This window comes from Paraniabella hibiscisoli, assembly GCF_022512515.1.
GTDB lineage: Bacteria > Bacteroidota > Bacteroidia > Chitinophagales > Chitinophagaceae > Niabella > Niabella hibiscisoli.
Genome location: NZ_JAKWBK010000001.1, coordinates 44,572 through 71,317 on the forward strand (window position 1 = coordinate 44,572; position 26,746 = coordinate 71,317).

Annotated in this window: 35 protein-coding genes and 3 pseudogenes; 17 read left to right on the forward strand and 21 right to left on the reverse strand. The window is 42.3% G+C overall.

The window, feature by feature from the left end; all coding sequences use genetic code 11:
- From mraY to mraZ, 7 genes are all read right to left on the reverse strand, one after another.
- Positions 1-1,281, reverse strand: a complete 1,281-nt coding sequence (mraY, locus tag MKP07_RS00270) for a phospho-N-acetylmuramoyl-pentapeptide-transferase (protein ID WP_240844469.1) — start codon at positions 1,279-1,281, stop codon at positions 1-3.
- Between the two features lie 69 nt (positions 1,282-1,350).
- The gene (locus MKP07_RS00275; RefSeq protein ID WP_240844470.1) at positions 1,351-2,814 is read right to left on the reverse strand and encodes a UDP-N-acetylmuramoyl-L-alanyl-D-glutamate--2,6-diaminopimelate ligase; all 1,464 of its coding nucleotides are present in this window, start codon (positions 2,812-2,814) and stop codon (positions 1,351-1,353) included.
- A gap of 40 nt (positions 2,815-2,854) precedes the next feature.
- Positions 2,855-4,549: a penicillin-binding protein gene (locus MKP07_RS00280; RefSeq protein ID WP_240844471.1), complete on the reverse strand. Its 1,695-nt coding sequence runs from the start codon at positions 4,547-4,549 to the stop codon at positions 2,855-2,857.
- Entirely contained in the window at positions 4,546-4,986 is a 441-nt protein-coding gene (locus MKP07_RS00285; protein ID WP_240844472.1) for a hypothetical protein, read from the reverse strand. The genes MKP07_RS00280 and MKP07_RS00285 overlap by 4 nt, the downstream gene beginning before the upstream one ends.
- A 40-nt stretch (positions 4,987-5,026) precedes the next feature.
- Positions 5,027-5,365 (reverse strand): FtsL-like putative cell division protein, encoded by a 339-nt coding sequence (locus MKP07_RS00290; RefSeq protein ID WP_240844473.1) that lies wholly within the window; start codon positions 5,363-5,365, stop codon positions 5,027-5,029.
- Positions 5,366-5,423: 58 nt separating this feature from the next.
- Positions 5,424-6,416, reverse strand: a complete 993-nt coding sequence (gene rsmH, locus MKP07_RS00295; protein ID WP_240844474.1) for a 16S rRNA (cytosine(1402)-N(4))-methyltransferase RsmH — start codon at positions 6,414-6,416, stop codon at positions 5,424-5,426.
- Between the two features lie 34 nt (positions 6,417-6,450).
- Complete coding sequence (mraZ, locus tag MKP07_RS00300) at positions 6,451-6,900, reverse strand: division/cell wall cluster transcriptional repressor MraZ (protein ID WP_240844475.1); 450 nt, start codon at positions 6,898-6,900, stop codon at positions 6,451-6,453.
- 431 nt (positions 6,901-7,331) lie between these two features.
- Between mraZ and MKP07_RS37355 the strand changes: the two genes are divergently transcribed.
- The 3 genes and pseudogenes from MKP07_RS37355 to MKP07_RS00310 all read left to right on the forward strand — a co-directional run bounded on the left by MKP07_RS37355 (position 7,332) and on the right by MKP07_RS00310 (position 8,552).
- Positions 7,332-7,787, forward strand: a complete 456-nt coding sequence (locus MKP07_RS37355) for an S-adenosylmethionine:tRNA ribosyltransferase-isomerase (RefSeq protein WP_262919086.1) — start codon at positions 7,332-7,334, stop codon at positions 7,785-7,787.
- A pseudogene (locus MKP07_RS37360) lies at positions 7,784-8,346 on the forward strand (S-adenosylmethionine:tRNA ribosyltransferase-isomerase). The gene MKP07_RS37355 and the pseudogene MKP07_RS37360 overlap by 4 nt, the downstream one beginning before the upstream one ends.
- A 44-nt stretch (positions 8,347-8,390) precedes the next feature.
- Positions 8,391-8,552, forward strand: a complete 162-nt coding sequence (locus MKP07_RS00310) for an S-adenosylmethionine:tRNA ribosyltransferase-isomerase (protein WP_240844476.1) — start codon at positions 8,391-8,393, stop codon at positions 8,550-8,552.
- A 60-nt stretch (positions 8,553-8,612) separates the two neighbouring features.
- On the opposite strand, the gene trxA is transcribed toward MKP07_RS00310, so the two are convergent.
- The 3 genes and pseudogenes from trxA to MKP07_RS00320 all read right to left on the reverse strand — a co-directional run bounded on the left by trxA (position 8,613) and on the right by MKP07_RS00320 (position 10,401).
- The gene (gene trxA / locus MKP07_RS00315; protein ID WP_114789562.1) at positions 8,613-8,933 is read right to left on the reverse strand and encodes a thioredoxin; all 321 of its coding nucleotides are present in this window, start codon (positions 8,931-8,933) and stop codon (positions 8,613-8,615) included.
- A gap of 151 nt (positions 8,934-9,084) precedes the next feature.
- The gene (locus MKP07_RS41875; protein WP_394803518.1) at positions 9,085-9,471 is read right to left on the reverse strand and encodes an MFS transporter; all 387 of its coding nucleotides are present in this window, start codon (positions 9,469-9,471) and stop codon (positions 9,085-9,087) included.
- A pseudogene (locus tag MKP07_RS00320) lies at positions 9,365-10,401 on the reverse strand (MFS transporter). The gene MKP07_RS41875 and the pseudogene MKP07_RS00320 overlap by 107 nt, the downstream one beginning before the upstream one ends.
- Positions 10,402-10,589: 188 nt before the next feature.
- On the opposite strand from MKP07_RS00320, the gene MKP07_RS00325 reads away from it, so the two are divergent.
- From MKP07_RS00325 to MKP07_RS00335, 3 genes are read left to right on the forward strand one after another with little or no spacing between them, the layout of a single operon-like run.
- Positions 10,590-10,856: a hypothetical protein gene (locus tag MKP07_RS00325; protein ID WP_240844477.1), complete on the forward strand. Its 267-nt coding sequence runs from the start codon at positions 10,590-10,592 to the stop codon at positions 10,854-10,856.
- Positions 10,805-11,299, forward strand: a complete 495-nt coding sequence (locus MKP07_RS00330; protein ID WP_240844478.1) for a hypothetical protein — start codon at positions 10,805-10,807, stop codon at positions 11,297-11,299. Before MKP07_RS00325 ends, MKP07_RS00330 begins: the two co-directional genes overlap by 52 nt.
- Positions 11,300-11,312: 13 nt before the next feature.
- Entirely contained in the window at positions 11,313-11,657 is a 345-nt protein-coding gene (locus MKP07_RS00335; protein ID WP_240844479.1) for a hypothetical protein, read from the forward strand.
- Here MKP07_RS00335 and MKP07_RS00340 read toward each other — a convergent pair whose 3' ends face one another.
- The gene (locus MKP07_RS00340) at positions 11,658-12,065 is read right to left on the reverse strand and encodes a hypothetical protein (protein ID WP_240844480.1); all 408 of its coding nucleotides are present in this window, start codon (positions 12,063-12,065) and stop codon (positions 11,658-11,660) included.
- A gap of 226 nt (positions 12,066-12,291) precedes the next feature.
- On the opposite strand from MKP07_RS00340, the gene MKP07_RS00345 reads away from it, so the two are divergent.
- From MKP07_RS00345 to MKP07_RS00355, 3 genes are all read left to right on the forward strand, one after another.
- Positions 12,292-12,627, forward strand: a complete 336-nt coding sequence (locus tag MKP07_RS00345; RefSeq protein WP_240844481.1) for a hypothetical protein — start codon at positions 12,292-12,294, stop codon at positions 12,625-12,627.
- A gap of 166 nt (positions 12,628-12,793) precedes the next feature.
- Positions 12,794-13,429 (forward strand): hypothetical protein, encoded by a 636-nt coding sequence (locus tag MKP07_RS00350; protein WP_240844482.1) that lies wholly within the window; start codon positions 12,794-12,796, stop codon positions 13,427-13,429.
- Positions 13,430-13,503: 74 nt separating this feature from the next.
- The gene (locus tag MKP07_RS00355; RefSeq protein WP_240844483.1) at positions 13,504-13,932 is read left to right on the forward strand and encodes a CBS domain-containing protein; all 429 of its coding nucleotides are present in this window, start codon (positions 13,504-13,506) and stop codon (positions 13,930-13,932) included.
- Here MKP07_RS00355 and MKP07_RS00360 read toward each other — a convergent pair.
- From MKP07_RS00360 to MKP07_RS41880, 7 genes and pseudogenes are all read right to left on the reverse strand, one after another.
- Positions 13,929-15,116 (reverse strand): carboxypeptidase-like regulatory domain-containing protein, encoded by a 1,188-nt coding sequence (locus MKP07_RS00360; protein ID WP_240844484.1) that lies wholly within the window; start codon positions 15,114-15,116, stop codon positions 13,929-13,931. The genes MKP07_RS00355 and MKP07_RS00360 overlap by 4 nt on opposite strands.
- A 115-nt stretch (positions 15,117-15,231) precedes the next feature.
- Positions 15,232-15,873: an alpha/beta hydrolase gene (locus MKP07_RS00365; protein WP_240844485.1), complete on the reverse strand. Its 642-nt coding sequence runs from the start codon at positions 15,871-15,873 to the stop codon at positions 15,232-15,234.
- A 107-nt stretch (positions 15,874-15,980) separates the two neighbouring features.
- Positions 15,981-16,361 carry an ACT domain-containing protein gene (locus MKP07_RS00370; RefSeq protein ID WP_240844486.1) on the reverse strand — a complete coding sequence of 127 codons (381 nt, stop codon included), beginning with the start codon at positions 16,359-16,361 and terminating at the stop codon, positions 15,981-15,983.
- 83 nt (positions 16,362-16,444) lie between these two features.
- On the reverse strand, positions 16,445-17,305 hold the full coding sequence (locus tag MKP07_RS00375; protein ID WP_240844487.1) for an aspartate kinase: 861 nt from the start codon (positions 17,303-17,305) through the stop codon (positions 16,445-16,447).
- Positions 17,306-17,589: 284 nt separating this feature from the next.
- Complete coding sequence (locus tag MKP07_RS00380) at positions 17,590-17,823, reverse strand: Ldh family oxidoreductase (protein ID WP_240844488.1); 234 nt, start codon at positions 17,821-17,823, stop codon at positions 17,590-17,592.
- A complete protein-coding gene (locus MKP07_RS00385) occupies positions 17,814-18,149 on the reverse strand; it encodes an Ldh family oxidoreductase (protein ID WP_240844489.1) in 336 nt (111 codons plus the stop codon). Before MKP07_RS00385 ends, MKP07_RS00380 begins: the two co-directional genes overlap by 10 nt.
- Positions 18,149-18,672: pseudogene (locus tag MKP07_RS41880) on the reverse strand (Ldh family oxidoreductase). Before MKP07_RS41880 ends, MKP07_RS00385 begins: the two are co-directional and overlap by 1 nt.
- A 146-nt stretch (positions 18,673-18,818) precedes the next feature.
- Here MKP07_RS41880 and MKP07_RS00400 point away from each other — a divergent pair.
- A complete protein-coding gene (locus MKP07_RS00400; RefSeq protein ID WP_240844492.1) occupies positions 18,819-19,070 on the forward strand; it encodes a GlsB/YeaQ/YmgE family stress response membrane protein in 252 nt (83 codons plus the stop codon).
- Between the two features lie 85 nt (positions 19,071-19,155).
- Here the strand turns inward: MKP07_RS00400 and MKP07_RS00405 are convergent, their stop codons facing one another.
- Positions 19,156-19,599, reverse strand: coding sequence for a single-stranded DNA-binding protein (locus MKP07_RS00405; protein ID WP_240844493.1), 444 nt, complete (start codon positions 19,597-19,599; stop codon positions 19,156-19,158).
- 234 nt (positions 19,600-19,833) lie between these two features.
- Here MKP07_RS00405 and mnmA point away from each other — a divergent pair, with 234 nt between their 5' ends.
- Positions 19,834-20,937, forward strand: coding sequence for a tRNA 2-thiouridine(34) synthase MnmA (mnmA, locus tag MKP07_RS00410; protein ID WP_240844494.1), 1,104 nt, complete (start codon positions 19,834-19,836; stop codon positions 20,935-20,937).
- Positions 20,938-21,144: 207 nt separating this feature from the next.
- Positions 21,145-21,885 carry a hypothetical protein gene (locus tag MKP07_RS00415; RefSeq protein ID WP_240844495.1) on the forward strand — a complete coding sequence of 247 codons (741 nt, stop codon included), beginning with the start codon at positions 21,145-21,147 and terminating at the stop codon, positions 21,883-21,885.
- Positions 21,886-21,934: 49 nt separating this feature from the next.
- Here the strand turns inward: MKP07_RS00415 and MKP07_RS00420 are convergent, their stop codons facing one another.
- Positions 21,935-22,840 carry a ribonuclease Z gene (locus MKP07_RS00420; protein WP_240844496.1) on the reverse strand — a complete coding sequence of 302 codons (906 nt, stop codon included), beginning with the start codon at positions 22,838-22,840 and terminating at the stop codon, positions 21,935-21,937.
- 31 nt (positions 22,841-22,871) lie between these two features.
- On the reverse strand, positions 22,872-23,255 hold the full coding sequence (locus tag MKP07_RS00425; protein WP_240844497.1) for an STAS domain-containing protein: 384 nt from the start codon (positions 23,253-23,255) through the stop codon (positions 22,872-22,874).
- 180 nt (positions 23,256-23,435) lie between these two features.
- Between MKP07_RS00425 and MKP07_RS00430 the strand changes: the two genes are divergently transcribed.
- The 5 genes from MKP07_RS00430 (at position 23,436) to MKP07_RS00450 (ending at position 26,666) form a co-directional block, all read left to right on the forward strand.
- Positions 23,436-24,290: a Clp protease N-terminal domain-containing protein gene (locus tag MKP07_RS00430; protein WP_240844498.1), complete on the forward strand. Its 855-nt coding sequence runs from the start codon at positions 23,436-23,438 to the stop codon at positions 24,288-24,290.
- On the forward strand, positions 24,287-24,766 hold the full coding sequence (locus MKP07_RS00435; RefSeq protein ID WP_240844499.1) for a hypothetical protein: 480 nt from the start codon (positions 24,287-24,289) through the stop codon (positions 24,764-24,766). Before MKP07_RS00430 ends, MKP07_RS00435 begins: the two co-directional genes overlap by 4 nt.
- Positions 24,763-24,942, forward strand: a complete 180-nt coding sequence (locus MKP07_RS00440) for a UvrB/UvrC motif-containing protein (protein ID WP_240850597.1) — start codon at positions 24,763-24,765, stop codon at positions 24,940-24,942. Before MKP07_RS00435 ends, MKP07_RS00440 begins: the two co-directional genes overlap by 4 nt.
- The gene (locus MKP07_RS00445; protein ID WP_240844500.1) at positions 24,939-25,961 is read left to right on the forward strand and encodes an AAA family ATPase; all 1,023 of its coding nucleotides are present in this window, start codon (positions 24,939-24,941) and stop codon (positions 25,959-25,961) included. Before MKP07_RS00440 ends, MKP07_RS00445 begins: the two co-directional genes overlap by 4 nt.
- A 243-nt stretch (positions 25,962-26,204) precedes the next feature.
- On the forward strand, positions 26,205-26,666 hold the full coding sequence (locus tag MKP07_RS00450) for a hypothetical protein (protein ID WP_240844501.1): 462 nt from the start codon (positions 26,205-26,207) through the stop codon (positions 26,664-26,666).
- Positions 26,667-26,746: the final 80 nt, after the last annotated feature.

The following is a 26,746-nucleotide window of genomic DNA, read 5'->3' on the forward strand; positions in this document are numbered from 1 at the left end:
CTACCTTAGTTTAAGTGTTACCAGACAAATTACCACCAGCATTACCTGTATGATCCAGAAGCGGGTTACAATTTTCGCTTCATGATATCCTTTCTTCTGAAAATGGTGGTGCAACGGGCTCATCAGGAAAATTCGCCGGCCTTCACCATATTTCTTCTTGGTGTACTTAAAGTAAGTTACCTGTAAGCTCACGCTCAATATCTCTACAAAAAACACCCCGCAGAAAATAGGGATCAATAATTCTTTATGTACTATAATGGAGATAGCAGCGATAATACCTCCTAGTGTTAAGCTACCCGTATCTCCCATAAATACCTGCGCCGGATAAGAATTATACCACATAAATCCTACACAGGCCCCGATCATAGCGGCCAGGAAAATAGACAGCTCACCCAGGTTGGGTATGTACATAATGTTCAGGTAATCGGCGAAATACAAGTTACCACTAGCATAGGCAAATATGCCTAGCAACACTCCAATAAGCGCCGATGTTCCCGACGCTAATCCATCCAGTCCGTCTGTAATATTAGAAGCATTGGACACCGCGGTAATAATAAATATTACTACCAAAATATAAAGCACCCAAGTATATTGTTGAAATGACTCTGGCAACCACGCTAGTAATTTAGAGTAATTAAACTCATGGTTTTTTACAAAAGGAATGGTCGTTATCGGCTCTTTGGATTCTACAAAATATTTAGCCTTACCATTCACCATTTTGGTGATCACTTCAGGCTTTGAAGGATTACCCGTATACTCTCTCCAGATTTTAACGTTGCTGTTAAAGTACAATACAGAGCCCACCAATATACCAATACCCACCTGTCCAAAAATCTTGAACCATCCTGCTAATCCATCTTTATCACCTTTTTTATAGGCTACACCTTTCTCCTGAGCCAGGCGTTTGGAGCGTAGTTTCAGGTAATCATCAATAAAACCAATAATGCCTAACCAGATCGTGCAAGCCAACATTAGCAATACATACACCGTATTTAGCCGGGCAAATAATAAGGTTGGCACCAGTATACCCATTATGATAATGATACCACCCATGGTTGGCGTACCTTTCTTCGCCTGCTCACCTGCCAATCCTAAATCGCGAACGGTTTCACCCACCAATTTGGCGCTTAAAAGGTTAATCAGCTTTTTACCATACACCAATGTAATGATCAAAGCCAACAGCACAGCCATCATCACACGGAAGGTCTGAAACTCCATCAATTGCCTTCCGGGAAAATTAATCCCCTGCTGCTTAAACCATTCAAATAGGTGATATAACATGATTAAGTTGATTAGTTTAAAAGTTGATTAGTTGATAAGTACGTTCAACATTTCAACACGCTCTTTAACTTATTTATTTAATAATTCAAACATTTCGCGCACGACTTCTTTATCATCAAAATGATGCTTCACACCACTGACCTCCTGGTATTTCTCGTGCCCCTTACCAGCCACCAATACAATATCTTCCTTATTCGCCAGGGTTATAGCTGTCTTTATAGCCTCTCTCCGATCAGTTATCGAAATGCATTTTCTTTTAGAGCCCGCAGGAACACCGGCTTCCATATCCTTAATAATTTCAGCAGCATCCTCAAATCTTGGATTATCGCTGGTCAATATCACCCTGTCGCTATACTCGCAAGCAACTTCAGCCATAACCGGTCTTTTTGTTTTATCCCTGTTTCCGCCGCAGCCTGCTACTGTGATTACCTGCTCAAATCCTTTCTTCAGTTTCTTAATGGTGGCTAACACATTAAGCAATGCATCCGGCGTATGCGCGTAGTCAATAATGGCTATTATCTTTTCATTGGGGGAAATAATATATTCAAAACGTCCTTCGGCTCCGTTCAGCGTGCTGAGGGTTTGCAACACTTCGTACCTATCCTGTCCCAGGCAAATGGCAGCGCCGTAAACGGCTAAAAGATTATGGGCGTTAAAAGAACCTATTAACCTAAAGTGAACTTCCTGATCATCTACCAGCATGTGTAAGCCCATGATGCCGTTATCCAGTATCTTTCCTTTAAAGTCGCTAACTGCTTTAAGTGAGTAAGTTTTAGTGGCAGCCAATGTATTCTGCACCATCACCATACCACGCTTGTCATCTATATTAGTAATAGCAAAAGCTGTTTTAGGCAGGGTATCAAAAAACAGTTTTTTCACCCGGATATACTCATCAAAAGTTTTATGATAATCCAGGTGATCGTGAGAGATATTCGTAAAAATACCACCCGCAAATTCCAGCCCTTCAATACGATGTTGATTAATAGCATGAGAGCTTACTTCCATAAACACATAAGAACATCCCTCTTCTGCCATCTGCCCCAATAGCTGGTTCAACTGTACAGCATCCGGTGTTGTATGGGTGGCAACTACCACCTTACTACCAATATGATTTTGCACAGTGCTCAGCAAGCCACATTTATAACCCAACCCGCTGAACAACTGGTATAATAATGTAGCAACCGTTGTTTTACCGTTGGTACCTGTAACACCCACCAGTTTCAGACTAGCAGAAGGACGACCATAAAAATTATGAGCTATAATGCCTGCTGCAGCAGCACTATTTTCTACCTGTATATAAGTAACATCGTTTTGGATATTATCCGGCAATACCTCACATACAATAGCTACAGCACCTTTCTGTATAGCTTTTGAAATAAACTGGTGTCCGTCTACCGCCACACCTTTTAATGCTATAAATACATGACCGGCCTGCACATTACGGGAATCTATAGAAATACCGGTAATGGCAATATCCGTAGCTCCCGCTACCGACTGCATACTGGTCTTATATAAAACTTCCTGTAGTAACATTATCGCTATTGATCTTTTGTTTGACTAATTATATACTGAATTAAGCCAGACTCAAAACTATTGACTGTCCTTTCCGGAATGTCGCTCCCGGCTGAATGGACTGGATGGCTACCTTACCACTACCTCTTGCGTTTACCCTCAGCCCCATATCTTCCAACAATTTGATCGCATCTCTCAACCCCATCCCTCTTACATTCGGCATCAGATTATCCTTCACCACGTTGGTTTGCAAAACCCTTTTGTAATTAGTGGCGTACATGGTAGCCCAGCTGTTTTGCTGTAACGAGTCCACATACTTCATATCTAAAAAGCTCAACACACTTTTGATGCCTGCTGAATTTCCTGCGTAGAAATAGCTGGTACTATCCGCAGCCCCTTCATACATTTTAGGCGTTTTGCGATCTACATACATAGAGTAGATCTTGGTAGCGATTTCCCTGAACACCGGCGCAGCTAATTGACCTCCATAATACAAGCCAGAGCCGGCTTTGGTCCTGATCACTACAATGCAGGAATACTGCGGGTTATTAGCGGGAAAGTAACCAGCAAATGATGCCTGATAAATTCTATTGGCATATCCGATACCGCGGTCCGCCACCTGGGCCGTCCCTGTTTTACCAGCTACAAGGAAAGGCATATCTTTAAAAACGCCCTTACCTGAGCCCTCTGTTATCACCAGCTCTAACGCCTTTTTAGCCGCTTCTAAAGTAGCAGGCTTACATACTTGCTGCTCCAAAACAGTAGGCTGCATTTGCTTGATAACAACACCATTGTTCCGGATACTATTTACGAGATAAGGGCTCACCATTACGCCATTATTGCCTATTGCATTATACAAAGTGAGCAATTGCATAGGACTTACCTGTATAGCATATCCAAATGCCATTGTTACCAGGTTCATTACGCCTCCATGACTAGCTTCCAGCGGGGCCACACTCGGGCGCGGAATAGCCGACAGGTCAATAGGAGATTTTTTAGTGAGGTGATATTTATCAAGGTATTCTTTAAACTCTGTCGGTTCTTTACCAAAAGCTTTCAGGGCAACACGTCCCATTCCCACATTGGAACTGTGCGCTATACATTCTTCAATAGACAAAACTGGCTTGGGCATTCGGTGCGCATCTGTAATAGGACGTGGTCCTACCTGCATACGTCCCGTGCTTCCTACTTCAAACAGGTCTCCGGGCTTTACATTCCCTTTGTCCAGCGAAGCCAGAAAACTAACGATCTTAATAGTAGAACCAGGTTCTGTCACCCTTAACGCATAATTATCATTCTCCCAATAAGTGGTATCATTGCCGTTGCGCCCCAGGTTGGCGATCGCCTTTATCTTACCGGTTTTGGTCTCCATCACAATAGCTGTACCATACTCTGCATGTATAGATTGCAGCATGCGCAGCAAAGCTGTTTCTGCTACATCCTGCATATTAATATCCAATGTGGTATAGATATCACGACCATCCTCTGGCTCTACTTCGAACCCCTGTACCGGCACCGCACCGCCTGATGCATACCGAACCAGACGCTGACCGCTACGCCCGTTCAACAAACTATCATAGCTCATTTCCAATCCCACGTTCATCTTTTTCACTTTGCCATCACTGTTCACATACTCGCGACTCAAGCCGATAGTTCTGTTAGCCAGCAAACCAAAAGGCGCTATACGCTTGCTGGTTTGCTCTACCACAATACCACTCTTATTTTTACCTAAACGAATGAGCGGAAACTCCCTCAATGCCTTATAATCTTCAAAAGAAATTTTTTCTTCAGAGAGTAATACCTGTTTCCTTTTGCATAGGCCTTATCAAAGTCAGCTCTGTATTCTTTAGCCGTCTTATCTTTAAAATAGCCGGCCATAGCGATGGCGAAAGAGTCGATATAAGTATTATATACCTTGCCACCTTTATCCCTCAATCCATCGGCCTTGAAATCCATGTATATATCAAACTGCGGAAGCGAAGTGCTCAGCATCTGACCATCTTCGCTAAATATTGTACCCCTGTCGGCATTAATTTCTACGATCTTCTGGTGCATACTATCACCCATGCTCCTCCAGTGCTCTCCCTGTAACTTCTGGATCACTACTGCTTTTCCCAGAACCATTACAGACAGCACCACTATGCCGATAAAGCATAGATACACGCGCCATAATATATCCTTTTTAACCTCCATATTAATTCAACTTCCTAAATGAAGAATAATATTCTATTGTTTATTCCTGAACACCCGCCAGATAATCCTCCAGCGAATCCTTAAGTACGTAGGGTGTTTCGTTCAATTCGCTCAAACCTAATGGCTGCAAAGCTTTTGACAACTGGCTGGGTTTACTGCGAAACATCACTTCACTTTTCAAGCTTTTATATTCCCACTGCAACTCCTTCACCTCTTTGGCCATTGCATTTATTTTCCGAACGGTTTTATCGGCCATGTGCCCGTTATAGATATACACTACTGCTAAAAAAGCCAAAAAGAAAAGAAAAGGCACCTGTCTTACTATTGATTGATAATTCAACCACTTTTTCCAATTAAACTTAGACTGCCCTTCTTTCATTCCAATGTCTTTATGGGTTTTTGATCAATTACGTTCTGCACCATACCTGAAAAAGGCTTTACAAACGTTCGGCCACCCGCAACTTAGCGCTCCGTGATCTTGAATTCTGCTTCAACTCATCCTGCCCGGCCGTGACCGGCTTACGGGTTATCACCTTAAATATTTCCTGCCTTCTGGTATTTATAAACGGATTCTCTTCTATTTCTTCAAAACTTCCTTCCCTGAAAAAGTTCTTTACCACCCTGTCTTCTATGGAGTGGAAAGTAATGATGGCAATTCTTCCTCCCGGATTTAATAACGCCACCGATTGCTCCAGCATTTCTCTCAACACCTGTATCTCTTCGTTCACTTCCATGCGCAGCGCCTGGAATACCTGCGCAAAATATTTATTCGGATTTCCCTTAACCACCTCCCTTACAGCATTCTTAAATCCATCTATCGTTTTAAGTGATACTACATTACGAACTGACACAATTGTTTTGGCCAGTGTTTTTGCGTTGGTCACTTCCCCATATTGCTCAAACAACTTATGCAGTTGAGTTTCGCTATATTGCTGCAATATTTCAAATGCCGTTACCGATTGTCTCCTATCCATCCGCATATCCATATCCGCATTAAACCTGATGCTAAACCCACGGTCGGCTTCATCAAACTGGTGACTGCTCACGCCCAGGTCTGCTAAGATGCCGTCTACTTTAACTACTTCCTGAAGGCGCAAAAAGCGCTGAATATGCCTGAAGTTCTGCTGAATAAAAACAACTCTTTTATCGTCGGGCACATTCTTAGCCGCATCTCCATCCTGGTCAAAAACATACAGCTTCCCGTTTTCACTCAACTGTGCCAGTATTGCTGCGGAGTGTCCGCCACCACCAAATGTGCAGTCTACATAAATACCATCAGGCTCTATCGCCAGGCCTTCAATTGTTTCATGTAAAAGAACCGGTATGTGATAGTCGGTTGACTGGTTGATAGGTTGACTGGTTGACAAGTTGGCTGGTCGACTCGTTAACGGGGAGCTCTCTTTCCGAATATTCCGTTTTTTGTTCGCCATACTTTTCAACTTTTAAACTTGTAAACTTTTCAACCTATAAACCTCCCATTACCATGCTGGCCAGGTCACTAAACGATTCGGGTGAGAAAGAATCAAAGAACTCTTTGTATTTGCCACTATCCCAGATCTCCATTTTATTGCCCGCAGGTACCAGTACAATATCTTTTTGAAGCGCTGCATATTCCTTCAAGGTGGGAGGCAGCAACAATCTGCCGGCACTATCTGGCTCTACCATGGTAGCTCCATTTAAAAAGTAACGCTTAAACTGTCGCACTTTCGGATCAAAATCATTCAGCGCATTTACTTTTTCAGCAATAGGTTTCCAGGAACTGAGTGGGTACAGACTAAGGCATTTTTCAAACCCCCTGTTTATGACAAACTTTTCCCCATCTCCTTCCCCCAGCTGCTTTTTAAATCCAGCTGGTAAAAGAAAGCGGCCTTTGGCGTCAACCGTAGCCTCAAATTCTCCGAGGAAGCCTGTCATAAATGAAATAACTGTTATTTAATGCACTAAACTAACACAAAGTAACACTTTTTCCCACTTACCTACCAAATTTTAGCATTTTTGATTTATCCACAAATCAAATACAGCCCAAACCCTTTCCCACAAAGGATTCCAGACATTTTTTAGCCTCAACACAGAAAATCAATGTGAATATGATGTGAATTACTCGCAACAAAAAGTGGAAAGGTTCAAAAAATCCTGCTTTTAGTACCTGACAAAGTGGATTTATAGTTAGAAAACAGGAAATTTGCTGCGTTTATAAAGATAGTTGCAGTTTTGCAACGCACATCAATTACAGAAAAAACAGGCAATTTTCAGAATCTTGTTCGGCTTATTAGTGTCAAAGCGATCAAGAGGCATTAGAAATTGATAAAACTGACAATATCGAGCCTTTTAATAAATTAGATAATATGCACCCCAGGCATCTCTCCATAAAAGATTTCACCTACCACCTTCCTGATGAAAAAATAGCGTTTCACCCGTTGGAAAACCGCGATGACGCCCGACTCCTGGTTTTTAAAGATCAGCATATACAAACGGATACCTACCGGAATATTGCCTCGCATATACCTGAGGAAACTTTAATGATCTTTAACAACACCAAAGTAGTAGAAGCCAGGCTGTTGTTTAAAAAAGATACCGGAAGCATTATTGAAGTATTTTGCCTCCAACCCCATGAAATGTATGCAGACATTACCACTGCAATGAACCAGATAAGCAAGGTAAAATGGCTTTGCCTGGTGGGCGGTGCTTCTAAATGGAAGGATGGACAGATACTTTCCCTTTCGTTTGAAGCGGATGCGTCAACCCATGTACTGGAAGCGAGGTTGATTGAAAAAGAAGTGATTGTTTCGTCGTTGAACTGAGCTGGAACGGCACTTTCCCTTTTGCGGAAGTATTACACTATGCCGGGCATGTACCCTTACCGCCTTACATTAAAAGGCAGGATGAAACAGCCGATAAAAGCAGGTACCAGACCGTTTTTGCCAGGCACGATGGTTCGGTTGCCGCACCAACGGCGGGACTACATTTTACGCAACATGTGTTAGCATCGCTCCGACAAAAAATATAGGCACCAGCTTTGTAACGCTACATGTAGGTGCGGGCACGTTCAGGCCCGTAAAGGCAAACACCATGCAGGAACACGAGATGCACTCGGAGTTTATTGAAGTAGAAAAAGAACTGATTGAGCAATTGATCAGGCATGACAATAAGCCGCTGGTTGCCGTAGGCACGACCTCTTTAAGAACGCTGGAGAGCCTGTACTGGCTGGGCGTTAGGCTCATTATCAACCCAACGGCATTTAAAACAGAAATTCCTTTTTTAAATCAATGGGAAGCTTATGAGCATGCTAATGCCCCTTCAAAAAGGACGCCCTGGAGGCTTTACTGGACTTTTTATCGGAAGCAGGCAGCACCCGCCTGATTGCCAAAACACAGATCATTATTGCGCCGGGCTACACTTTTAAAATGATCGACGGATTGGTCACCAACTTCCACCAACCCTCCTCCACCCTCCTTTTACTCGTAGCCGCCCTTATCGGAGATAGCTGGAAGGCAGTGTATGATCACGCGCTGCACAATGATTTCCGCTTTTTGAGTTACGGGGACGGCAGTTTATTGTGGAAATAGCAATTAAAAAAGCCCCGCCTGTACTACAAGCGGGGCTCTTCATAATAAAACTAAAAAAACTTAGTTCAGGTGCGACTCAATTTTCTTTACAAAATTGCCTTTAGGCTGTGCACCCACCAGTTTATCTACCACCTGGCCATTTTTTATAAATAAAATTGCTGGAATAGAAGTAATACCGTAATCCATTGACACCTGAGGATTTACATCCACGTTTACTTTACCGATATTCACTTTTCCGTCGTATTCTTTTGATAATTCTTCAATTACAGGACCGATAGCACGGCAAGGACCACACCATTCTGCCCAAAAATCCACCACAGTTAATTTATCTGAATCCAAAACTTCCACCTGGAAGTTTGCGTCGTTAAATTCTTTTGCCATTATTGATAGTTTTAAAAGTTTTAATTATTTAATGCTAAGTAGATAACAAATTTAGCTCCTAAAACTAAATAACAGCAATTGTGGCATTTTGTTGTGCAGAAAATGTCAATTACCCTAACACCACCTGCCATTCTATCGTAGCAGATCTCTATTAATGCTTTACCGATTGCAATTCTGCCGGGTTATGCTTATGCCTGAACAGAAGGGCAAAAAATATGGATACAACCAGGGCGTAAATAGCAAATACCATCCAAATGCCTGGCCAGTCTTTCGTACCATCGGGTAGTAAATAAAATTTATCTATCATCCAACCGCTTAGCAAGCTACCCATAATAGAGCCGAAACCGTTAGTCATCATCATAAAAAGCCCCTGGGCGGAAGACCGGATCTGCTTATCAGTAGAAGTTTCTACAAACAATGACCCTGAAATATTAAAGAAATCGAACGCCATTCCATATACTATATTGGAAAGCAAAATCATCCAAAAAATCCTTCGGGGTTGCCGTATGAAAAAGCCCAAACCGCAATACCCAGGCAAACATGGAAATCAGCATCACTTTCTTTATTCCAAACTTCTTCATAAAAAAGGAATTGCCAGAATAAACAGCGTTTCCGATATCTGCGAAATAGAAATGATCATAGTAGAGTAACGCACTACAAACGAATCAGCATATTGGGGTATATTCTCAAAGTCTTTCAAATAGGTATCACCATACATATTGGTAAGTTGCAGGGCTGCACCCAAAAACATGGAAAACAAAAAGAAAATGAGCATTTTATAATTTCCTAACAATTTAAAAGCATTCAACCCCAGCTTTTCTGCCCACGATGTAGCTCCTTTACTTTTATTTTCAGGCGGACACTTCGGAAGCGTCAACGCATATAAGCCTAGCAGCACAGCAAACACACCAGCAATATAAAACTGATTGGCGTTAATCGCATGACCGGTAATGGCACTTATTCTTTCACCCAGTACTTTTCCCGCTTCCAATGGCGATTGCGGATCACTCACCAGGTTGGTGATCCACATAGCAGCAATAAAACCCACCGTCCCCCAAACACGTATAGGTGGAAAAACTTTAATAACATCCAGTTGATTATCGATTAATATGCGGTACGAAAGCGCATTAGACAACGCTATCGTTGGCATATAAAAGCACATACTCAATAACAAAACCCAGAAAAAGGATGAGGGTGCATCAATTGCGGGTAAAATAAAAAGCGTAATGCCATATAAAATATGCATCAATGCATACAATCTTTCGCCATTCATCCACCGATCGGCGATAATCCCAATGAGTGCGGGCATAATGAGCGAACCCAGGCCCAGCGTCATAAAAACCACTCCAAACTCCTGCCCTGTCCACCCCTTAAACCCAAAACCGTAAGAGCCCAAAGTGGTTAACCAGGCTCCCCAAACAAAAAACTGGAAGAAGCTTAAAACAGTCAGTTTGAATTTTATTGACATAAAATTTTATTTTATTTAACCTGCGACGGTAATATTATCATCGTATTTGGCTGTTCATCCAATGAGTGCCACCCAACGCCTCCTCCGGCAACACGAATCAACAACCCAACGAATCTAAATAAAAATATAATTAAAATACTCATAACTAAAATCAATTCTTAAATTGTACTTGCTAATTAAGAGAACCAATGAACGACAAATTAAAACTACTCATCGAACACTATGACAGTGAAGTAGCCACTTTGCAACTATTAATTAAGGAAGAGTTGGAAATCGAAGAAAACTATCAGGCCGCAAGCTGGTACCAAAGAGGGTTATCAGCTGCAAAAACGGAACTTCATATACTACATAGCTTTAACGAGCCATTCTATTCTCAAAAAGATCGAATATTGCAACGAATTACATGGATCAAAAAAAGCTTTCTGAATTTAAAGAGGAAGACGAAAGCCATTTGACATTTTCAACCCTGTTGCAGTTTACCGAGGAGGAATATAAGACACTATCACTTAGGGACCTGCCACCGGTAGCCGTTTCACAACCGCATCTTTTTGACAATGCTATTGACAAAGTATTCAGTAAAGAGATAAAAGGCGTTAATCTTATCATTAATAAAGATAATGGGTCTCGCTTTGAAATCCTCCGCAAACGCAGCGGTATAGTTGTTACGATACCTGGCCGAACAAGGCGCAACCAAGCCGACTTGTTTGATGAATATGAATTGAAGCGTCACGCAAAATTTGGCTTCGAGGTAAAGAAAAAGCCATTAAGATTCGTTAAATCCTTTCCCCGAACAAAAGACGAGGCCACCAACCTGAAAACATTTTTGGCTCGCTACTATTTTGAAATGCTAAATCCATATCCGGTACAAAATCAGGGTTATATTGAATATATCTATTAATAGCGATAAAAAAATGAACCGAATCAATTACAATAATAAAACTTTCAAGCCCCTAAGCAATACTGAAAACGGTGAAACCTCTGGTGAAACCATTTTTAATTATATACAGAATAGCAACATCCTCACCGCCAGTTATAGTGGCGGAAAAATAAAATCAGGGCATATAATTGGACTGGTGGATGAAAACGGAAGAATAGACATGCGATATCACCAGGTAAATGATAGAGACGAACTGATGACTGGAACCTGCTCTTCAGTACCAGAAATACTGCCGGATGGCAAAATCAGGTTGCATGAAACCTGGCAATGGACCAGTGGCGATCTTTCTTCAGGCAGCTCCATTATCGAAGAGATTTAATTATGCGGCAACCCGATTGGTTACCTTCCGGTTTAAAAGCGTCAATCCGAATACAACGGCACCAAAAGCAAGACCCCACAACGCTACAGCGCCTGTAGCGCACCTTAATCCCCTGCCCCGGATCAAATCAAAAAACAAGCTGGAAGCATAACCTGCGGCCAGTATTTCTGTAGTGATAAATAGTATGGTAAATAATAACCGCTGATATAAACCTACACTCCTGGATTTCTGACTATAAATAAACAATTGCAAAAGGCCCAGAGAAGTATAAAAAATGAGTAACCACAGCAGCAAAGACGTCATTTTAGCAACATAATAGGTATTAAATATACCATTCACGCTGTAGGTAGCCATTTGAAATCCTATAGCTAAGCCTTCCGCACCAGTCGGTTCCGGGAATTTTATCATCAACATTTCTGTTGCCGCAACCATTTACAGGCCTAAGCCGCGTGAGCGATGGAAGCGGTAGCCCACAGTGAGGAGGAACGACGAGCGAGGACTACAAGCGTACAGCGCGACCCGCCGTGCAGCGCAGCGAAACAAGGGGCACGCCATAAAACTGAGCATAATCATTAAAATTTAAACCTTTCGACCTGAAATCCGTTTTATCTTTGCACCTCATTTAATTTAGCAGATGATCGCGAATACCCTACCCCATGTTGACAGTGCACTTCAGGAAATTGCCGATAAAGTATATAACGGACAAAGAATCAGTGATACAGACGGTTTGTATCTTTTTGAGCATGCCAGCCTGGCTTTTGTAGGCGCTTTAGGTAACCACGTGCGCGAGCAAAAGCATGGCGATATCACTTATTTCAACAGGAATTTCCATATAGAACCCACTAATGCCTGTATTTATTCCTGCCATTTTTGTAGCTACAGTAAATTGTATGCCCACCGTGATGAGGCCTGGGAGCTGTCGCTGCAGCAAATGATGGATATTGTAAAAAATATGATAATGATCCGGTAACGGAGGTACATATTGTTGGAGGCGTTCACCCTAAAATGAACCTGGAGTTCTTCGCAGAGCTGCTGCGTAGCATCAGGGCACATCGGCCAGAGCTGCATATTAAAGGCTTTACCGCAGTGGAGCTGGATTATATGTTCCGCAAAGCAAAAAAACGGTACAGGAAGGTATGCAATACCTGAAAGATGCCGGCCTCGAAAGCCTACCTGGCGGCGGTGCCGAAATCTTTGCTCCTGAAGTGAGAGAGCAGATCTGCGCCGATAAAATTGATGGCACCGGCTGGCTGCATATTCACCAGACAGCACATGAGCTAGGCATGCAATCCAACGCAACTATGCTTTTCGGTCATATCGAAAAATATGAGCATCGTATCGATCATATGAGCCGGCTTCGCGATCTGCAGGATCAAACCAATGGCTTCAATACCTTCATTCCGCTCAAGTTCAGAAATGGCGACAATGACATGAGCCATGTGACAGAATCATCACTGATTGAAGACATGAAAATGTATGCCATTGCCCGCATTTATCTCGACAATTTCCCACATATTAAAGCCTATTGGCCGATGCTAGGCCGACAAAATGCGCAGCTAGCGCTGTCATTTGGTGTAAATGATATTGACGGCACCATTGATGACACTACCAAGATCTACTCTATGGCTGGCTCTGAAGAGCAAACACCTTCGATGACTACGGAAGAGCTGGTAGTATTGATCAAACAGGCACGCAGACGACCTGTTGAAAGAGGTACGCTGTATAATGTTATTAAGGATTATGGAACAGTTGAGGCCGCTGAGATAGTCTAGTTGACACATCCTTCGCCAGATTTGCAGGTGTGATTTTTTTAGGTATATTTAGCTATACTTAAATCAATTCTATTATGGGCAAAGTATCCAACATTCTTGCCAGGAAGGGAAACAACGCAGTTTCTGTGCAAAGAGACACCAAAGTTTACGAGGCTTTAAAAATCATGTCTGACAAAAATATCGGTTCATTAGTGGTAATGAGCGAGGGTAAGTATGCAGGTATATTTACAGAAAGAGACTATTCAAGAAAAGTGATATTAGAAGGCCGTCATTCAGATGAAGTAACTGTAGGAGAAATCATGTCTACCGATTTGCCCAGTGTAAAACCTGAGGACACGGTGGAAACCTGTATGCAGCTGATGTCGAACAAAAATGTACGCTACCTACCCGTTTTTGATGGAGATAACCTCTCCGGTATTATTTCTATAAGCGATGTGGTTGCCGAAACCATTCTTCAGCAAAAAGAGACCATCAGCCAGTTACAGAATTATATACAAGGCTAGGGAGTATTTGTAATTAATGCGGGGAAGTAATTAAGGGGCAACAGGTCTCCCACCTTTTCACTCCACCCCCAGTACCACTCCGACAGCAATCCCTGGGCAGGATACCAGTTGCCATTGGCGTCAAGTAGCAGTGCAGGCTCATTTTGCAACATAATCAGTGACCGGGCAGGATAGCGGGATCTACGCTCCATATGATGATCGAGGTAGCCCTGCTCTTCTATTTTGTGCTTATTCACTACCTGCAAATAATCAGGCCAGTAAATGAACTTTTGTCCATCTTCTACAATACGGAAGCTATCTACCGCCAGCGTAGCACCATACTCATAGCTGAAGTCTTTTTGAGACAGTATTTTCTGATAGTATTCTGAAGAGTCACCTAACCGTTGATCGGGATTGTGTCGGTACAGTGCCCGTATCCTGTCCTTCTCTACATTACGAAGCTTTTTTACGCGCCTTATTTCAAAGCCTTGGTCAAGACTATTTCCTTCGTAAACTGAACGAAAAAAATGCATCATGGAACCGGTATAGGCTTCGCGCCTGTTCTCCTGCCATTTTTTTACCTGCCGGCCATTGCCCCGCATATCAGTAAACAAAATGTGGCCCGCGAAGAAGTTCGTTCGCTCGTTAAAGTTAATTTCAAAATGCTCCAGCTGGTAGCCCAGTTGATAACCCAACCCCCTGTTTTCAATAATGATCGGCTCATCGGCAACTACTTCAAGCTTATTCAGTTTTTTATAAAAACGAAACCGGAGCGTTTTATGATTCTTAATAACCGTCTTCATGGAGTTAGCAGAGAGACCAATAAAGTAATCTGTAAAGGTTTTACCCCATTTCTCCCAGGTTTCTTTCACGTAACCACCCACCACCACGGCTTCCATAGCCACCACCTTAGGCTTCACCATCACTTTCAGCTTCGGGGGCATTTTCTCGGTAGAAAAATCATAGGTAACGGTTTCAAAGCCTACGTGGGTAACTATAAGCTTGTATATTCCAGCAGGGATATTGGGTATCTCAAAATGTCCATCTTTGTTGGTAATGCTGGCCAGCGATGTATTGGTAATAAAAACAGAGCTACCCGCTACAGGTATATTGGTCTCACCATCTACTACACTCCCTATTAGCTTATTTTGAGCTTGGGAGATCAACGCCAGCAATAATACACAAACAGTCAGGCAAAATTTCACGGTATAAATATATACGATTTCCCAGACAATCTACGAATATATCGTAGAAACTATTTAACACTCTTTAGCACCTCATTAATGATGGCGCTTATTTCGGCAGCACGGTTCACAATCATCATGTGTGTCCCCCTTTAATGATATGCGTAGGCTTTAAAGGTTTTATAGGAAAGATAAGGTCGGCATCGCCATGTATATGTACTACATTTTGTGGGAACTCGGTATTGCGCCAGTTCAGGATCTGGTTTAAAGCCCATATCATATAATCCTTATCAATAATCCGGCGGTAATTATTAGCGAAATCCTGCTCTTCCCTGGTAAAAGCACCCAATCGCTTATTGGCTGTTGCAAAAAAGCGCTCATTGGACTGTATTCTTCTGATGGGGAAAATATGATTCAGCCTCAGCCTTCCTATGAGCTTCCATTTACGCGGTAACTCGTCTGTATTTTTGACACTGGATACCAATATAACTTGCTTTACCGGCCGGGTTTTAGCAATCTCCAGGGCCACCATACCACCGAAAGAAACACCTATAATAATGGGCTCAGGCTCCTGCATCTTCCCGGCCATTCGCAATACATAGTCTTTATACAATTCTTTGGGCAAAGGCTTTAGCCAGTTGATGTAAACCAGCTCTGCATGATCGATGTGCAGGTTATTAAAAATTTTATCATCGGCACCAAAACCTGGAATGCAATAGATCTTTCTCTTAGGCAGCTCCTGCTTTTTTCTCCTGAAAATGTTTCGCAACCAATTCACGTTAGTATATTTTATTGGTCTCAATTTATAAAACATACCGCATAAAACAAAAGTGCGGGGAACATTCCCCGCACAAATAAAAACATATCCCGCAATCGTTTCGGCTTTTAGTTTAACCCAAACATACCTTTGTTGAGTTGCTGCAATAACTGGATCTTATGTTCTGCTGCAACCAGTAAAGAGATATTATGCCTGCTACCTCCATAAGATACCATACGGATAGGTATGCTTCTTATAGAGCCAAACAGCTTTTTAATAATTTCTTCTGTTTCGTTGATATTATGCCCTACTACTGAAATGATGGCCTGCCCTTCGTCCACTTCTACCGTGCCCAGCACTTCCAATTCCTTAATAATCGGCTTTAAAAATTCAGGGTTATCAATCGTAATAGATACAGCCACTTCCGACGTGGTGATCATATCGATAGGTGTTTTGTACTTCTCAAACACCTCGAATATTTTTCTTAAAAATCCGTAGGCCAATAACATGCGGCCACTCTTTACTTTAATGGCAATGATGTTATCTTTAGCTGCTACCGCTTTTACACCTGCCGCCGCAGCATCCTGTGTAATTAATGTGCCTTTTTAGCTTCGGGCTCCATCGTGTTCAATAATTTCACAGGAATCTTATATTGTTGTGCCGGCCATATAGAAGCCGGATGTAGGATCTTTGCACCAAAGTAGGCTAATTCAGCGGCCTCATCAAAACTCAGCTGCTCTACAGGTACTGTTTTATTTACAATGCGCGGATCGTTATTGTGCATGCCATCAATATCTGTCCAGATTTCACACACAGATGCATTAATAGCCGCTGCCACCAACGATGCCGTGTAGTCGCTACCGCCACGTTTTAAATTATCTACTTCACCTCTTGCGTTACGGCAAATGTAGCCTTGAGTAACTAATACCTTCTTATCCTTATTCTGATTGATTAACTGTGTAAGCCGGGTGCGTATGGTACCTATCTGGGGCTCTTCATTCTCATCAATGCTCATAAACTCCAACGCGGGTAACAGTGCATAAGACTCCCCTATTTCTTCCAGGTAGCAGGAAAATATTTTTGTAGAAAGCAATTCTCCCTGAGCCAGGATATCTTTACTTAATGCTTCGCTGAAAGATATTTTTAAGATGATGTTTAAAAAATCGAAATGTTCATCTACAATAGCTTTAGCTTTGTTATAGGTTGTTTCCGACTGTAACAGCTCTTTTATAAAACTGTAATAATGCTCCTGCAAGGTGGTGATCGTTTGCAGGGCAGAATGCCTGTCGTTAGCGGCAATATGGTTACCAATTGAAACAAGGGCATTTGTGGTACCGGATAGTGCAGACAGCACTACCAAAGCAGGTTCGGTTTCTTTTTGTAGCAGCGACGCGATATGCTTCATGCGTTCGGGTTTCCCCACACTCGTACCGCCAAACTTCATTACTTTCATTCGTATAGTTTTTGTTTGCGGCCAGGTGCCGCGATAAATTTTGTCGAATGCCTGCCTGAACGGACGGGCAGGTAACGCTTCAAAATTCTCCTTTTATGAGCATTTTATCCGGCGTTTCATTTCAGAGAAATATCGTTGTTAAAAAACTTTTTTGATAATGGGTTGCAAATATACGCCAGTACTCAATTAAGCCCGCAAAAATCATTGTCATGTGATCGTCTGAAATCTGCGTCCAGCTATCGTGTACTAACTACATCAGTAACATACTACTTGATAGGTAACTTTTACTCAATCCAGTTAACGCCCATTTTACCAGCCAATTGCCGCAGATCGGCTACCACAGCAGGTAACAACGGAATGCCATTCGCCTTCCTTTCCTCCTCCATTTCTCTCTCCGGATCGCCCGGCACCAACACTTTATCATGCCCCGGCAGCGTAGCAGCGGTTCTAAAACCGTTGATCCAGTCGTCCATATCCCTTTTAAATTCAGCTGCCGGCCGGAAAGCATCTACCCGCATCGCCCCGAAAAATGCCCGATCCCCTTTCCTGGTTGCCTGGCCGGCATAGGTACATAAGCAGGAAATGGTGGCACCCAGGGCGCATAATTAGCGCCGCTTAGTAAGGCTGAAAATATATCTACCATCGCCCCCAAAGCGTAGCCCTTATGGCTGCCATGATCCCTGTCCCCTCCAAGGGGTAATAATGCCCCTCCCTTTTTTAATATATTAGCATCGTTAGTCGAATTACCTTCAGCATCCTGCACCCACCCTTCCGGCGCCTCCTGGTTCTTTCTCTGCAAAATCTCCAGCTTACCATTGGCCGCTGTGGTTGTAGCGAGGTCCATCACAAAAGGGGTTGCTCTCCAGCTGGCGCTGCTACGCAAATAGGGTTCGTACCCAGCATTTTGGCGGTAGAAAATGTTGGCGCTACCAGCGGACTTGCATTAGTCATGGATATACCAATCATATCTTCCTGCAAAGCCATCATTGCGTGTACGGCAGCAATACCATAGTGATTACTATTTTGAACACTGACCCAACCCGTGCCCACATTGCGGGCTTTCTCTATAGCGATCTTCATGGCGAAAGGAGCCACCACTAAGCCCAGCCCCTGTCGCCATCCACCACCGCTGTTGACGGCGTTTCATGTACTATCTTAATATCTGGTTTTGCGTTAACCCTGTCGGCCTCCCAAAGTCTTATGTAGCCGCTTAAACGGGCCACACCATGCGAGTCAACACCCCTGAGATCAGCAGACAGCAATACCCGGGCTGCTGACGCTGCTTCCTCTGCAGGGCAACCCATTTTATTAAACATTGCTACGGTAAAATCGTAAAGCTTCTGGTACTGATATGTTTGCGTTTGCATGTAAACAAAGAAACATTTTTTATGATAACCAGGGAACAATTTGTTGCCGCAAACAAGAGCTTACACCAATCCGAATAATAACCTGCGATCTTTTGGCATTATAATGGCCTTACTTACAATATTATTCACCTTCAACCTTATTTCATATGGAAATTATATGGACACTTATTATCGGAGCTATTGCAGGCTGGCTAGGTTCCGTCATTTTTCAGGGCAGTGGCCTTGGTTTAATTGGAAATATTATTGTAGGCATACTCGGATTTTTCGTTGGTGGCTGGTTACTCGGCAAGCTGGGAGTAAGCCTGGGAACGGGTACCCTGGGCGCTATATTAAGTGGCGCTTTAGGTGCCATCATAATACTGGTTATCCTTAATCTGATTTTCCGGCGAAGGGTATAATAACAGCTTAGCACGAAACTCTTAAAAAAAGAAAATGCCCCTGGATTAAACGTAAACCAGGGGCATTTTAATGTCTTTACTTCTCTTAGAATGGCAGATCATCAACCGGTTCGCTATAATCGTTTACCGATGAAGCATTAGAAGATGCAGTATTAGATGGGGCCTGGTTGTAACCCGAGGACTGCTGTGGCTGTACAGGCGCGCCACCCTCTGTTTTGCTGCCCAGTAACTGTACCTCTCTTACACGCATAGACAATGCTGCACCCGCTGTACCATCACTCTTGGTAAAAGTGCGCACTTCCGGCTGTCCCTCAACAAACACCTGCGTTCCTTTCACGAGGTAAGGTGCAACCGCCGTACGATCCGTCCAGTAGGCGCAATCCACCCAAACCGTTTTTTCCTGCTGGTTTCCCTGGCTGTCTTTAAATCTCTCCGAATGGGCTACTGTGAAATTGATCACATTCTTGCCATTCACATTGTTTACCAAACAATCTTTCCCCAGACGGCCAATAACCTGCATTTTAATCATAGTACTCAGTTTTAATTAATATTTTAAAAATTGGACGAGCAATTTAGCATAAAAAATAAATATCAGTATACAAATTATCAAAATACCCTAAAAATTGTGCCGCTAAACAAAATAGCTGTTTTTGTGTTAAAGAAAACCGGGTAGATACAGATCATGGCAAATAGGGCTAGCAGCTTAGGCTAAAGGGCTGAATTTGACCAAAATCGTATCTTTGCCCCTTAATTTTTTTAGAAAATGAGCAAAAAAGGGAAAGTTCTCGTGGCTATGAGTGGCGGTATCGACAGTACCGTTGTGGCCCTTATGCTACATCATGAAGGGTATGATGTGGTGGGTATCACCATGAAAACCTGGGATTATGCCCAAAGCGGTGGTAGTAAAAAAGAAACCGGCTGCTGCAATGTAGATAGCTTTAACGACGCCCGGATGGCGGCGGTTCAGCATGGTTTTCCGCATTTTATATTAGATATACGGGAGGAATTTGGCGATTTTGTGGTAAATGATTTTGTGGAAGAATACCTTGCCGGACGTACGCCAAACCCCTGTGTACTTTGCAATACCCATATTAAATGGCGGGCATTGCTGAAACGGGCTGATGCACTGGGTTGCGAATTCATTGCTACCGGTCATTACGCCAAGATCCGTTTGCATGATAACGGACGATATGTGACCAGCAAAGCTGTGGACCATACCAAGGACCAGAGCTATGTACTATGGGGACTGCAGCAAGACCTTTTAAGCAGAACGCTGTTACCCCTGGGAGGATATCATAAAACTGAAATACGCCAGATGGCGATTGATTACGGCTACCCGGAACTGGCTAAAAAAAGCGAGAGCTACGAAATATGCTTTGTTCCGGACAATGATTACCGTGGTTTTCTGAAGCGCCGTGTTGAGGGATTAGAGGAAAAAGTAAATGGTGGCAATTTTGTAGACAAAGACGGCAAAATTCTGGGTAAGCATAAAGGATATCCCTTTTATACCATCGGACAACGCAAAGGGCTGGATATTGCACTGGGAAAACCTGCATTTGTAACAAAGATCGACCCGGTTGACAATACTGTAACCCTTGGTGATGAAACGGACCTGGATAAAAACGAAATGATGGTAGGCAAACTCAACATGATCAAATATGACGCGATCACGCCGGGTATGGAAGCCACTACGAAGATCCGCTACAAAGACAACGGTGCATTGAGCAATATTTACCAGGAGGGTTCAACTATGCGTGTAAGCTTCTATCAAAATGTGAAAGGTATTGCGCCCGGACAAAGTGCTGTTTTTTACGAGGGAGATGATGTTATTGGCGGAGGCATTATACAATCAGGCAGCATTCTCTAGCGGTAAATTAACTATATTATCTACGATGCAAAATAAATTCAAAATCCGCCAACCGGCGGATTTTTTGTTATTGCTATAAGTAGTTTTGGGAACAAGAAATTTCATGTAGGTTTGCAACAATTATGAGATGAGCGATAGACCAACTATGAAAATAAACGACTATCGGGCAATTCAACTGTAAATCATTATCAACTTAAAAGACATACCTTGTTTAAACATCTTTATTTACTTTTTTTAGCTGCGTTCCTTTTTTCCTGTACAGATAAAAAAGAAACGCTGGATGTAGAGCCTCTTACAGATTACGTTACTTTACAGGTAGGAAAAAGTATTACTTACCGGCTCGACTCTACTGTTTTTACGTTTAATGGCACCAGGATCGAAACACATAAATACCAGGTAAAGCATACGGTACTGCAAGAGGTGAATAATGATGGGCAAAAGTCGTTCGTAGTTCAACGACTGCTCAATAATGAAACCGCTACCGGCAGCTGGGCAAACAATGGCACTTACCTGGTTACGCCTTCCGAAAATAAAATAGAAGTAACTACCGATAACTTACGCGTCACCAGCCTGCAAGGTCCGCTGAGGGCAGGATTTAGCTGGAAGGGGAACAGTCAATTACCTTTTGCCCCCTATAAACCATTATTTGATTTTAGCCTTATCGGCTACGCTATGAACTCCTGGAATTTTTCTTATACGGGATTTGGCGATGAGACGATAGAAGGACAGGCCTATAAAAATATATGGACGGTAGAGCAAAATAATGAAGTACTGAACATGCCTCCCACTGCGAGCACAGAGGTGGCCACTAAAGAAGTATCTGTTGAGAAATATGCTAAAGGGATCGGCCTGGTTTATAAAGACTATCAGATGTACGAATACCAAAAAGGTACTTCAGCCTCTTACATGGGTTTTGGCATTACCATGTGGATGATCAGTCATAATTAAATCCCCAAAAACTGTTTGAGAGACTTGCCTTGTGATGATTACGCTGCCTTTAAGGCAAGAGATAACTCACCCCTTCCAAAGCCAGATCTGTATTAGGAAAAACCTCGCGGGTTTCTTTTTCAAACTCCTCCAGCTTGTCGTACTTGCTGCTGAAATGACCTATCAGTAACTTTTTTACACCTGCCAGTTGTGCAATCCGGCCCGCCTGCTTCGTGGTTGAATGAAAGCGGGTTATTGCCATTTCGGCCAGGGCATCATGATAAGTGGTTTCGTGGTAGATCATATCAGCATCTTTTATATGCTCAATGATCCGTTCGTCATAACGCGTATCTGCACAGAAAGCATATACTTTAGGATGTGGAGCTGGTATCGTTAATAACTCGTTGGTGATCATTTCGCCCTCTTCACTTTTGTAATCCTCTCCTCTTTGCAGGTTATCATAAAAGCTCACAGGAATTTGATGCGCTTTAACCTTTACAATATCCAGTCGCCTTGGATTACGTAGTTCCTTAAAAACAAAACCGTAACACTCAATGCGGTGGTCGGTTCTGAAACAGCTTACTTCAATATCAGGCAGCTGCAACAAAATACAATTTTGGGTTATAGAGATAAAATGCAGGTTAAAGCACAAGCGGGTATCTGCAACTTTTAACTGCAGCTCTATGATCTGGCGCAGCGGTTCGGGCGCTACGATGGTAAGGTCCTGTTGGCGACCTAATAATGCAAACGAATTAATTAAACCAATAAGCCCAAAATAATGATCACCATGCAGGTGAGAAATAAATATGTGCGAGATGCGGCTCCGCCTTACTTTATAGTTGATCAACTGTATTTGCGTTCCCTCTCCGCAGTCGATCAGAAAGCTTCTTGAAGCCATGGTCAATACCTGGCTGGTAGGGTGCCTGTCGAATGCAGGTACTGCAGAATTATTACCCAGTATGGTTACCGCAAACATGGTTTGTAAAAACTAAAATTAAAAATTAACATCACTCCAACACATCATCATCCATTAGCTCTCGCTCTATTTCTTCCATCTGCACAATGTCTGCAGCCTCGCTTTGGGTGGGCGCAACATTCAATAACTCTAAAAGTTCATTATCTGCCAAAAAAGCTTCTACGGTTTCGCTTACACAGCAGGATACAAACGAGGCATTGGCCTCATAAAAGTCGCGCTGAATTTGGAGTATTTGCTCGGCTGCTGCTGCATCTAAGGCAGTTACAGCATTCATATCAAACACAATATTTTTCACATCATTTTGTAAAAACGGAAGCAACGCTACTTTTATCCCATCTGTCATTGTAGCAGAAAGTATCGGCTCAATTGGCGTGATGACGTGAAATTTCTCTTTGGTATCTATTTTGACCTGCATGCTATGTACGAATTTGGAGTAATGGTATATTTGATAAACAAGGCGCTAAAAACTTCGTTCCTAAGGCTCTTAAAAGAGAGGTTGGGTTTAGCTAAAGTTTGGTGCTCATGTTTACAAATAACGTAAACCAGTACCAAATATATTTGTTAATATTGTAACTAATCACTTTATCTACAAAATATGGATAATAATTTTTCAACTCAGGTAAAAGAAATCATTTCATACAGCAGGGAAGAAGCCCTCCGGTTGGGAAATGATTTTATTGGCACAGAACATTTGCTGCTCGGTTTGATACGTGAGGGAGATAATACAGCTATACGAATTCTGAAAGGTTTTAATATAGATATTTTTGAACTGCGTAAGGAAATTGAATTAGCAATTAAAGACAAAACGGGAAAGAATATCGCTAACATTAATAGCTTGCCGCTTACCAAGCAGGCCGAGAAAGTGATACGCGTAACAGTGCTCGAAGCAAAGGCTTTAAAAAGCAACCAGGTAGAAACAGAGCATCTCATGTTATCTATCTTAAAAAACAAAGAAAACATCGCTACACAAATTTTAAATCAGTTTGATTTGGATTATGATATGTTTCGCCAGGAGCTGGGCATTGTGAAATCGAATGAACCCCGCGCAGAATTCGGAGACGAGAATGATGATGACTTTGAAGACGACAAGAAATATTCCCAACAGTCTAAAGGAGCCGCATCAAAATCAAATACCAAAAGTAAAACACCGGTTCTCGACAACTTTGGCCGCGATGTAACCAAGCTTGCAGAAAGTGGTAACCTGGATCCGATCGTAGGTCGTGAGAAAGAAATTGAAAGGGTGTCACAGATCTTAAGTCGTCGTAAAAAGAACAACCCTATTTTAATTGGTGAACCCGGTGTAGGTAAAACAGCCATTGTTGAAGGCCTGGCCTTACGCATTGTGCAACGCCGTGTGAGCCGTGTGCTGTTTGACAAAAGAGTTATTTCTCTGGACCTGGCTTCTTTAGTAGCCGCACCAAATACCGCGGGCAGTTTGAAGAAAGGATGAAAGCCATCATGAATGAGCTGGAGAAGAACCGTGATGTTATTTTGTTCATCGATGAAATGCATACCATTGTTGGAGCTGGAGGCGCAAGTGGATCATTAGATGCGAGCAATATCTTTAAACCTGCTTTGGCGCGTGGCGAACTGCAATGCATCGGCGCTTCTACCCTGGATGAGTATCGTATGCACATTGAAAAAGATGGCGCCCTGGATCGTCGTTTTCAAAAAGTGATTGTAGACCCTCCAAGCGTAGATGAGACAATACAGATCCTTAATAATATCAAATCGAAATACGAAGAATTTCACAGCGTAACTTATACTGATGAAGCAGTAGAAGCCTGTGTAAAACTGAGTGACCGTTATGTTACAGACAGACTTTTGCCCGATAAAGCTATCGATGTGATGGATGAAGTGGGTGCAAGGGTTCACCTGAAAAATATTAATGTTCCCGATAACATCGTAGAACTCGAAAAAAGATAGAAGACGTAAAAGAAGAAAAGAATCGTGTAGTTAAAAGCCAGAAATTTGAAGAAGCCGCTTCATTACGTGATACTGAGAAAAACTGGCGGAAGAACTGGAACGCGCCAAATTACAGTGGGAAGAAGAAAGCAAACACAAACGCTTTCCTATTACAGATGAAGACATTGCTGAAGTGATCAATATTATGACAGGTATCCCCGTTAGAAAAATGGTGGAAGCCGAAACTGAGAAACTTCGCAAAATGTCTGACGATATGAAAGGCATGGTGATCGGTCAGGATGATGCGATTCTCAAAGTTGTAAAAGCAATCCAAAGAAATCGTGTTGGTCTGAAAGATCCCAGGAAACCTATTGGCAGTTTTATTTTCTTAGGTCCTACTGGTGTTGGTAAAACCGAGTTAGCGCGTTCGCTGGCAAGATACCTGTTTGATTCTGAAGATTCGCTGATTCGTATAGATATGAGTGAATACATGGAAAAATTCACCGTAAGCCGTTTAATTGGTGCACCTCCCGGATATGTTGGTTACGAAGAAGGAGGACAGCTTACTGAAAAAGTACGCCGCAAACCTTACAGTGTCATCTTATTGGACGAGATTGAAAAAGCGCACCCTGATATCTACAACATACTGTTACAGGTGTTGGATGACGGACAGTTAACAGATGGTTTGGGCAGAAAAGTAGATTTCAAAAATACCATCATCATCATGACTTCCAATATTGGTGTACGCCAGTTAAAGGACTTTGGTGCAGGTGTAGGTTTTGCTACGCAGTCTCGTTTGGCTAATGAAGATGAGGAGAACAAAGCAGTTATAGAAAAAGCGCTGAAACGGACCTTCTCTCCTGAATTCTTAAACCGTATTGATGATGTAATTATCTTCAATAGTCTTACTAAAGAAGATATCTTCAGCATTATCGATATATCTATGAAAGGCGTGTTGAAACGTATTGAAAGCCTTGGTTATGGACTTACCCTGACTGAGGATGCAAAGGCCTTCCTCGCAGATAAGGGTTATGATCAGCAATTTGGCGCCAGACCACTTCATAGGGCCATTCAGAAATACCTGGAAGATCCTTTGGCAGAAGAGATACTGAACATGCATGTGAAGCCAGGAGATGTGCTGGAAGTAGGTTTTGACAAGGAAGCAGATAAGCTGGTATTTTCTGTAAAAGAAAGAGCAGACGCACAGGAAGCATAAACAACTATCCAGAATTTGAATAATATACGCCCCGCAGAAATTTTGCGGGGCATTTTTTATACCCCATACTTACGCTACTAATTGTTAAACTTTCTATAATAGAGATACTCACTTTAATTTATTACGAACAACATCGTACTTTTATTTCGTAATTATTCACCCCTAAAACAAGACCATGCATATTTCAAAACCAAAAGCCGCACTATAACCTTATTTGTAGTAGCCGTTGTTAGTATTGTAACATTGGCATCCTGGAGTGTTCCTATGAGCTCGGGCGTATTCAGCAAATTTTTCGATATATCAGACACCATTCCTAAAAAATGTAATTCCCGTATTGGCGAAATAAATGAGGCTATCGCCCAGTTAGAAAAAGCGACAGAAACATTGAAGGACCGTGATATTGCAAAGGAAGTAGCTAAAGCTATTGAGAGTATTAACCTGGATGAAATTCACAGTAATGTAGAAGATGCGATGATCCAGGCAAAATCGGCATTGGCAAAAGTAGATGTGCAAAAAATAAAAGAGGACGTAAGCTTAGCACTTGCAAAAATTGATAAAGAAAAAATTGAAGAGCAGGTAAAAATAGCTACAGCTAACCTGCAACCACAAATACAAAAATCATTGGAAGAAGCTAAAAGAGAACTGGAACAGGCTAAACAGGAACTGGAATCTGCCAAACAAAAAATAAGGAAAGAGAAAATATAAAAATAGCGGCTGTATCAAGACTACCAGTTGATACAGCCGCTATTCTATGTCTATTCATACCCCCTTTCAACACTTATATA

Bases quoted from the DNA above. Each gene is read 5' to 3' on its own strand.
- mraY (WP_240844469.1), bottom strand. From the start codon at position 1,281: ATGTTATATCACCTATTTGAATGGTTTAAGCAGCAGGGGATTAATTTT.
- MKP07_RS00275 (WP_240844470.1), bottom strand. From the start codon at position 2,814: ATGTTACTACAGGAAGTTTTATATAAGACCAGTATGCAGTCGGTAGCG.
- MKP07_RS00285 (WP_240844472.1), bottom strand. From the start codon at position 4,986: ATGGAGGTTAAAAAGGATATATTATGGCGCGTGTATCTATGCTTTATC.
- MKP07_RS00290 (WP_240844473.1), bottom strand. From the start codon at position 5,365: ATGAAAGAAGGGCAGTCTAAGTTTAATTGGAAAAAGTGGTTGAATTAT.
- rsmH (WP_240844474.1), bottom strand. From the start codon at position 6,416: ATGGCGAACAAAAAACGGAATATTCGGAAAGAGAGCTCCCCGTTAACG.
- mraZ (WP_240844475.1), bottom strand. From the start codon at position 6,900: ATGACAGGCTTCCTCGGAGAATTTGAGGCTACGGTTGACGCCAAAGGC.
- MKP07_RS37355 (WP_262919086.1), top strand. From the start codon at position 7,332: ATGCACCCCAGGCATCTCTCCATAAAAGATTTCACCTACCACCTTCCT.
- MKP07_RS00310 (WP_240844476.1), top strand. From the start codon at position 8,391: ATGATCGACGGATTGGTCACCAACTTCCACCAACCCTCCTCCACCCTC.
- trxA (WP_114789562.1), bottom strand. From the start codon at position 8,933: ATGGCAAAAGAATTTAACGACGCAAACTTCCAGGTGGAAGTTTTGGAT.
- MKP07_RS00325 (WP_240844477.1), top strand. From the start codon at position 10,590: ATGAACGACAAATTAAAACTACTCATCGAACACTATGACAGTGAAGTA.
- MKP07_RS00330 (WP_240844478.1), top strand. From the start codon at position 10,805: ATGGATCAAAAAAAGCTTTCTGAATTTAAAGAGGAAGACGAAAGCCAT.
- MKP07_RS00335 (WP_240844479.1), top strand. From the start codon at position 11,313: ATGAACCGAATCAATTACAATAATAAAACTTTCAAGCCCCTAAGCAAT.
- MKP07_RS00340 (WP_240844480.1), bottom strand. From the start codon at position 12,065: ATGATAAAATTCCCGGAACCGACTGGTGCGGAAGGCTTAGCTATAGGA.
- MKP07_RS00345 (WP_240844481.1), top strand. From the start codon at position 12,292: ATGATCGCGAATACCCTACCCCATGTTGACAGTGCACTTCAGGAAATT.
- MKP07_RS00350 (WP_240844482.1), top strand. From the start codon at position 12,794: ATGCAATACCTGAAAGATGCCGGCCTCGAAAGCCTACCTGGCGGCGGT.
- MKP07_RS00355 (WP_240844483.1), top strand. From the start codon at position 13,504: ATGGGCAAAGTATCCAACATTCTTGCCAGGAAGGGAAACAACGCAGTT.
- MKP07_RS00370 (WP_240844486.1), bottom strand. From the start codon at position 16,361: ATGTTATTGGCCTACGGATTTTTAAGAAAAATATTCGAGGTGTTTGAG.
- MKP07_RS00375 (WP_240844487.1), bottom strand. From the start codon at position 17,305: ATGAAAGTAATGAAGTTTGGCGGTACGAGTGTGGGGAAACCCGAACGC.
- MKP07_RS00380 (WP_240844488.1), bottom strand. From the start codon at position 17,823: ATGCGGGTAGATGCTTTCCGGCCGGCAGCTGAATTTAAAAGGGATATG.
- MKP07_RS00385 (WP_240844489.1), bottom strand. From the start codon at position 18,149: ATGGACCTCGCTACAACCACAGCGGCCAATGGTAAGCTGGAGATTTTG.
- MKP07_RS00400 (WP_240844492.1), top strand. From the start codon at position 18,819: ATGGAAATTATATGGACACTTATTATCGGAGCTATTGCAGGCTGGCTA.
- MKP07_RS00405 (WP_240844493.1), bottom strand. From the start codon at position 19,599: ATGATTAAAATGCAGGTTATTGGCCGTCTGGGGAAAGATTGTTTGGTA.
- mnmA (WP_240844494.1), top strand. From the start codon at position 19,834: ATGAGCAAAAAAGGGAAAGTTCTCGTGGCTATGAGTGGCGGTATCGAC.
- MKP07_RS00420 (WP_240844496.1), bottom strand. From the start codon at position 22,840: ATGTTTGCGGTAACCATACTGGGTAATAATTCTGCAGTACCTGCATTC.
- MKP07_RS00425 (WP_240844497.1), bottom strand. From the start codon at position 23,255: ATGCAGGTCAAAATAGATACCAAAGAGAAATTTCACGTCATCACGCCA.
- MKP07_RS00430 (WP_240844498.1), top strand. From the start codon at position 23,436: ATGGATAATAATTTTTCAACTCAGGTAAAAGAAATCATTTCATACAGC.
- MKP07_RS00435 (WP_240844499.1), top strand. From the start codon at position 24,287: ATGAAAGCCATCATGAATGAGCTGGAGAAGAACCGTGATGTTATTTTG.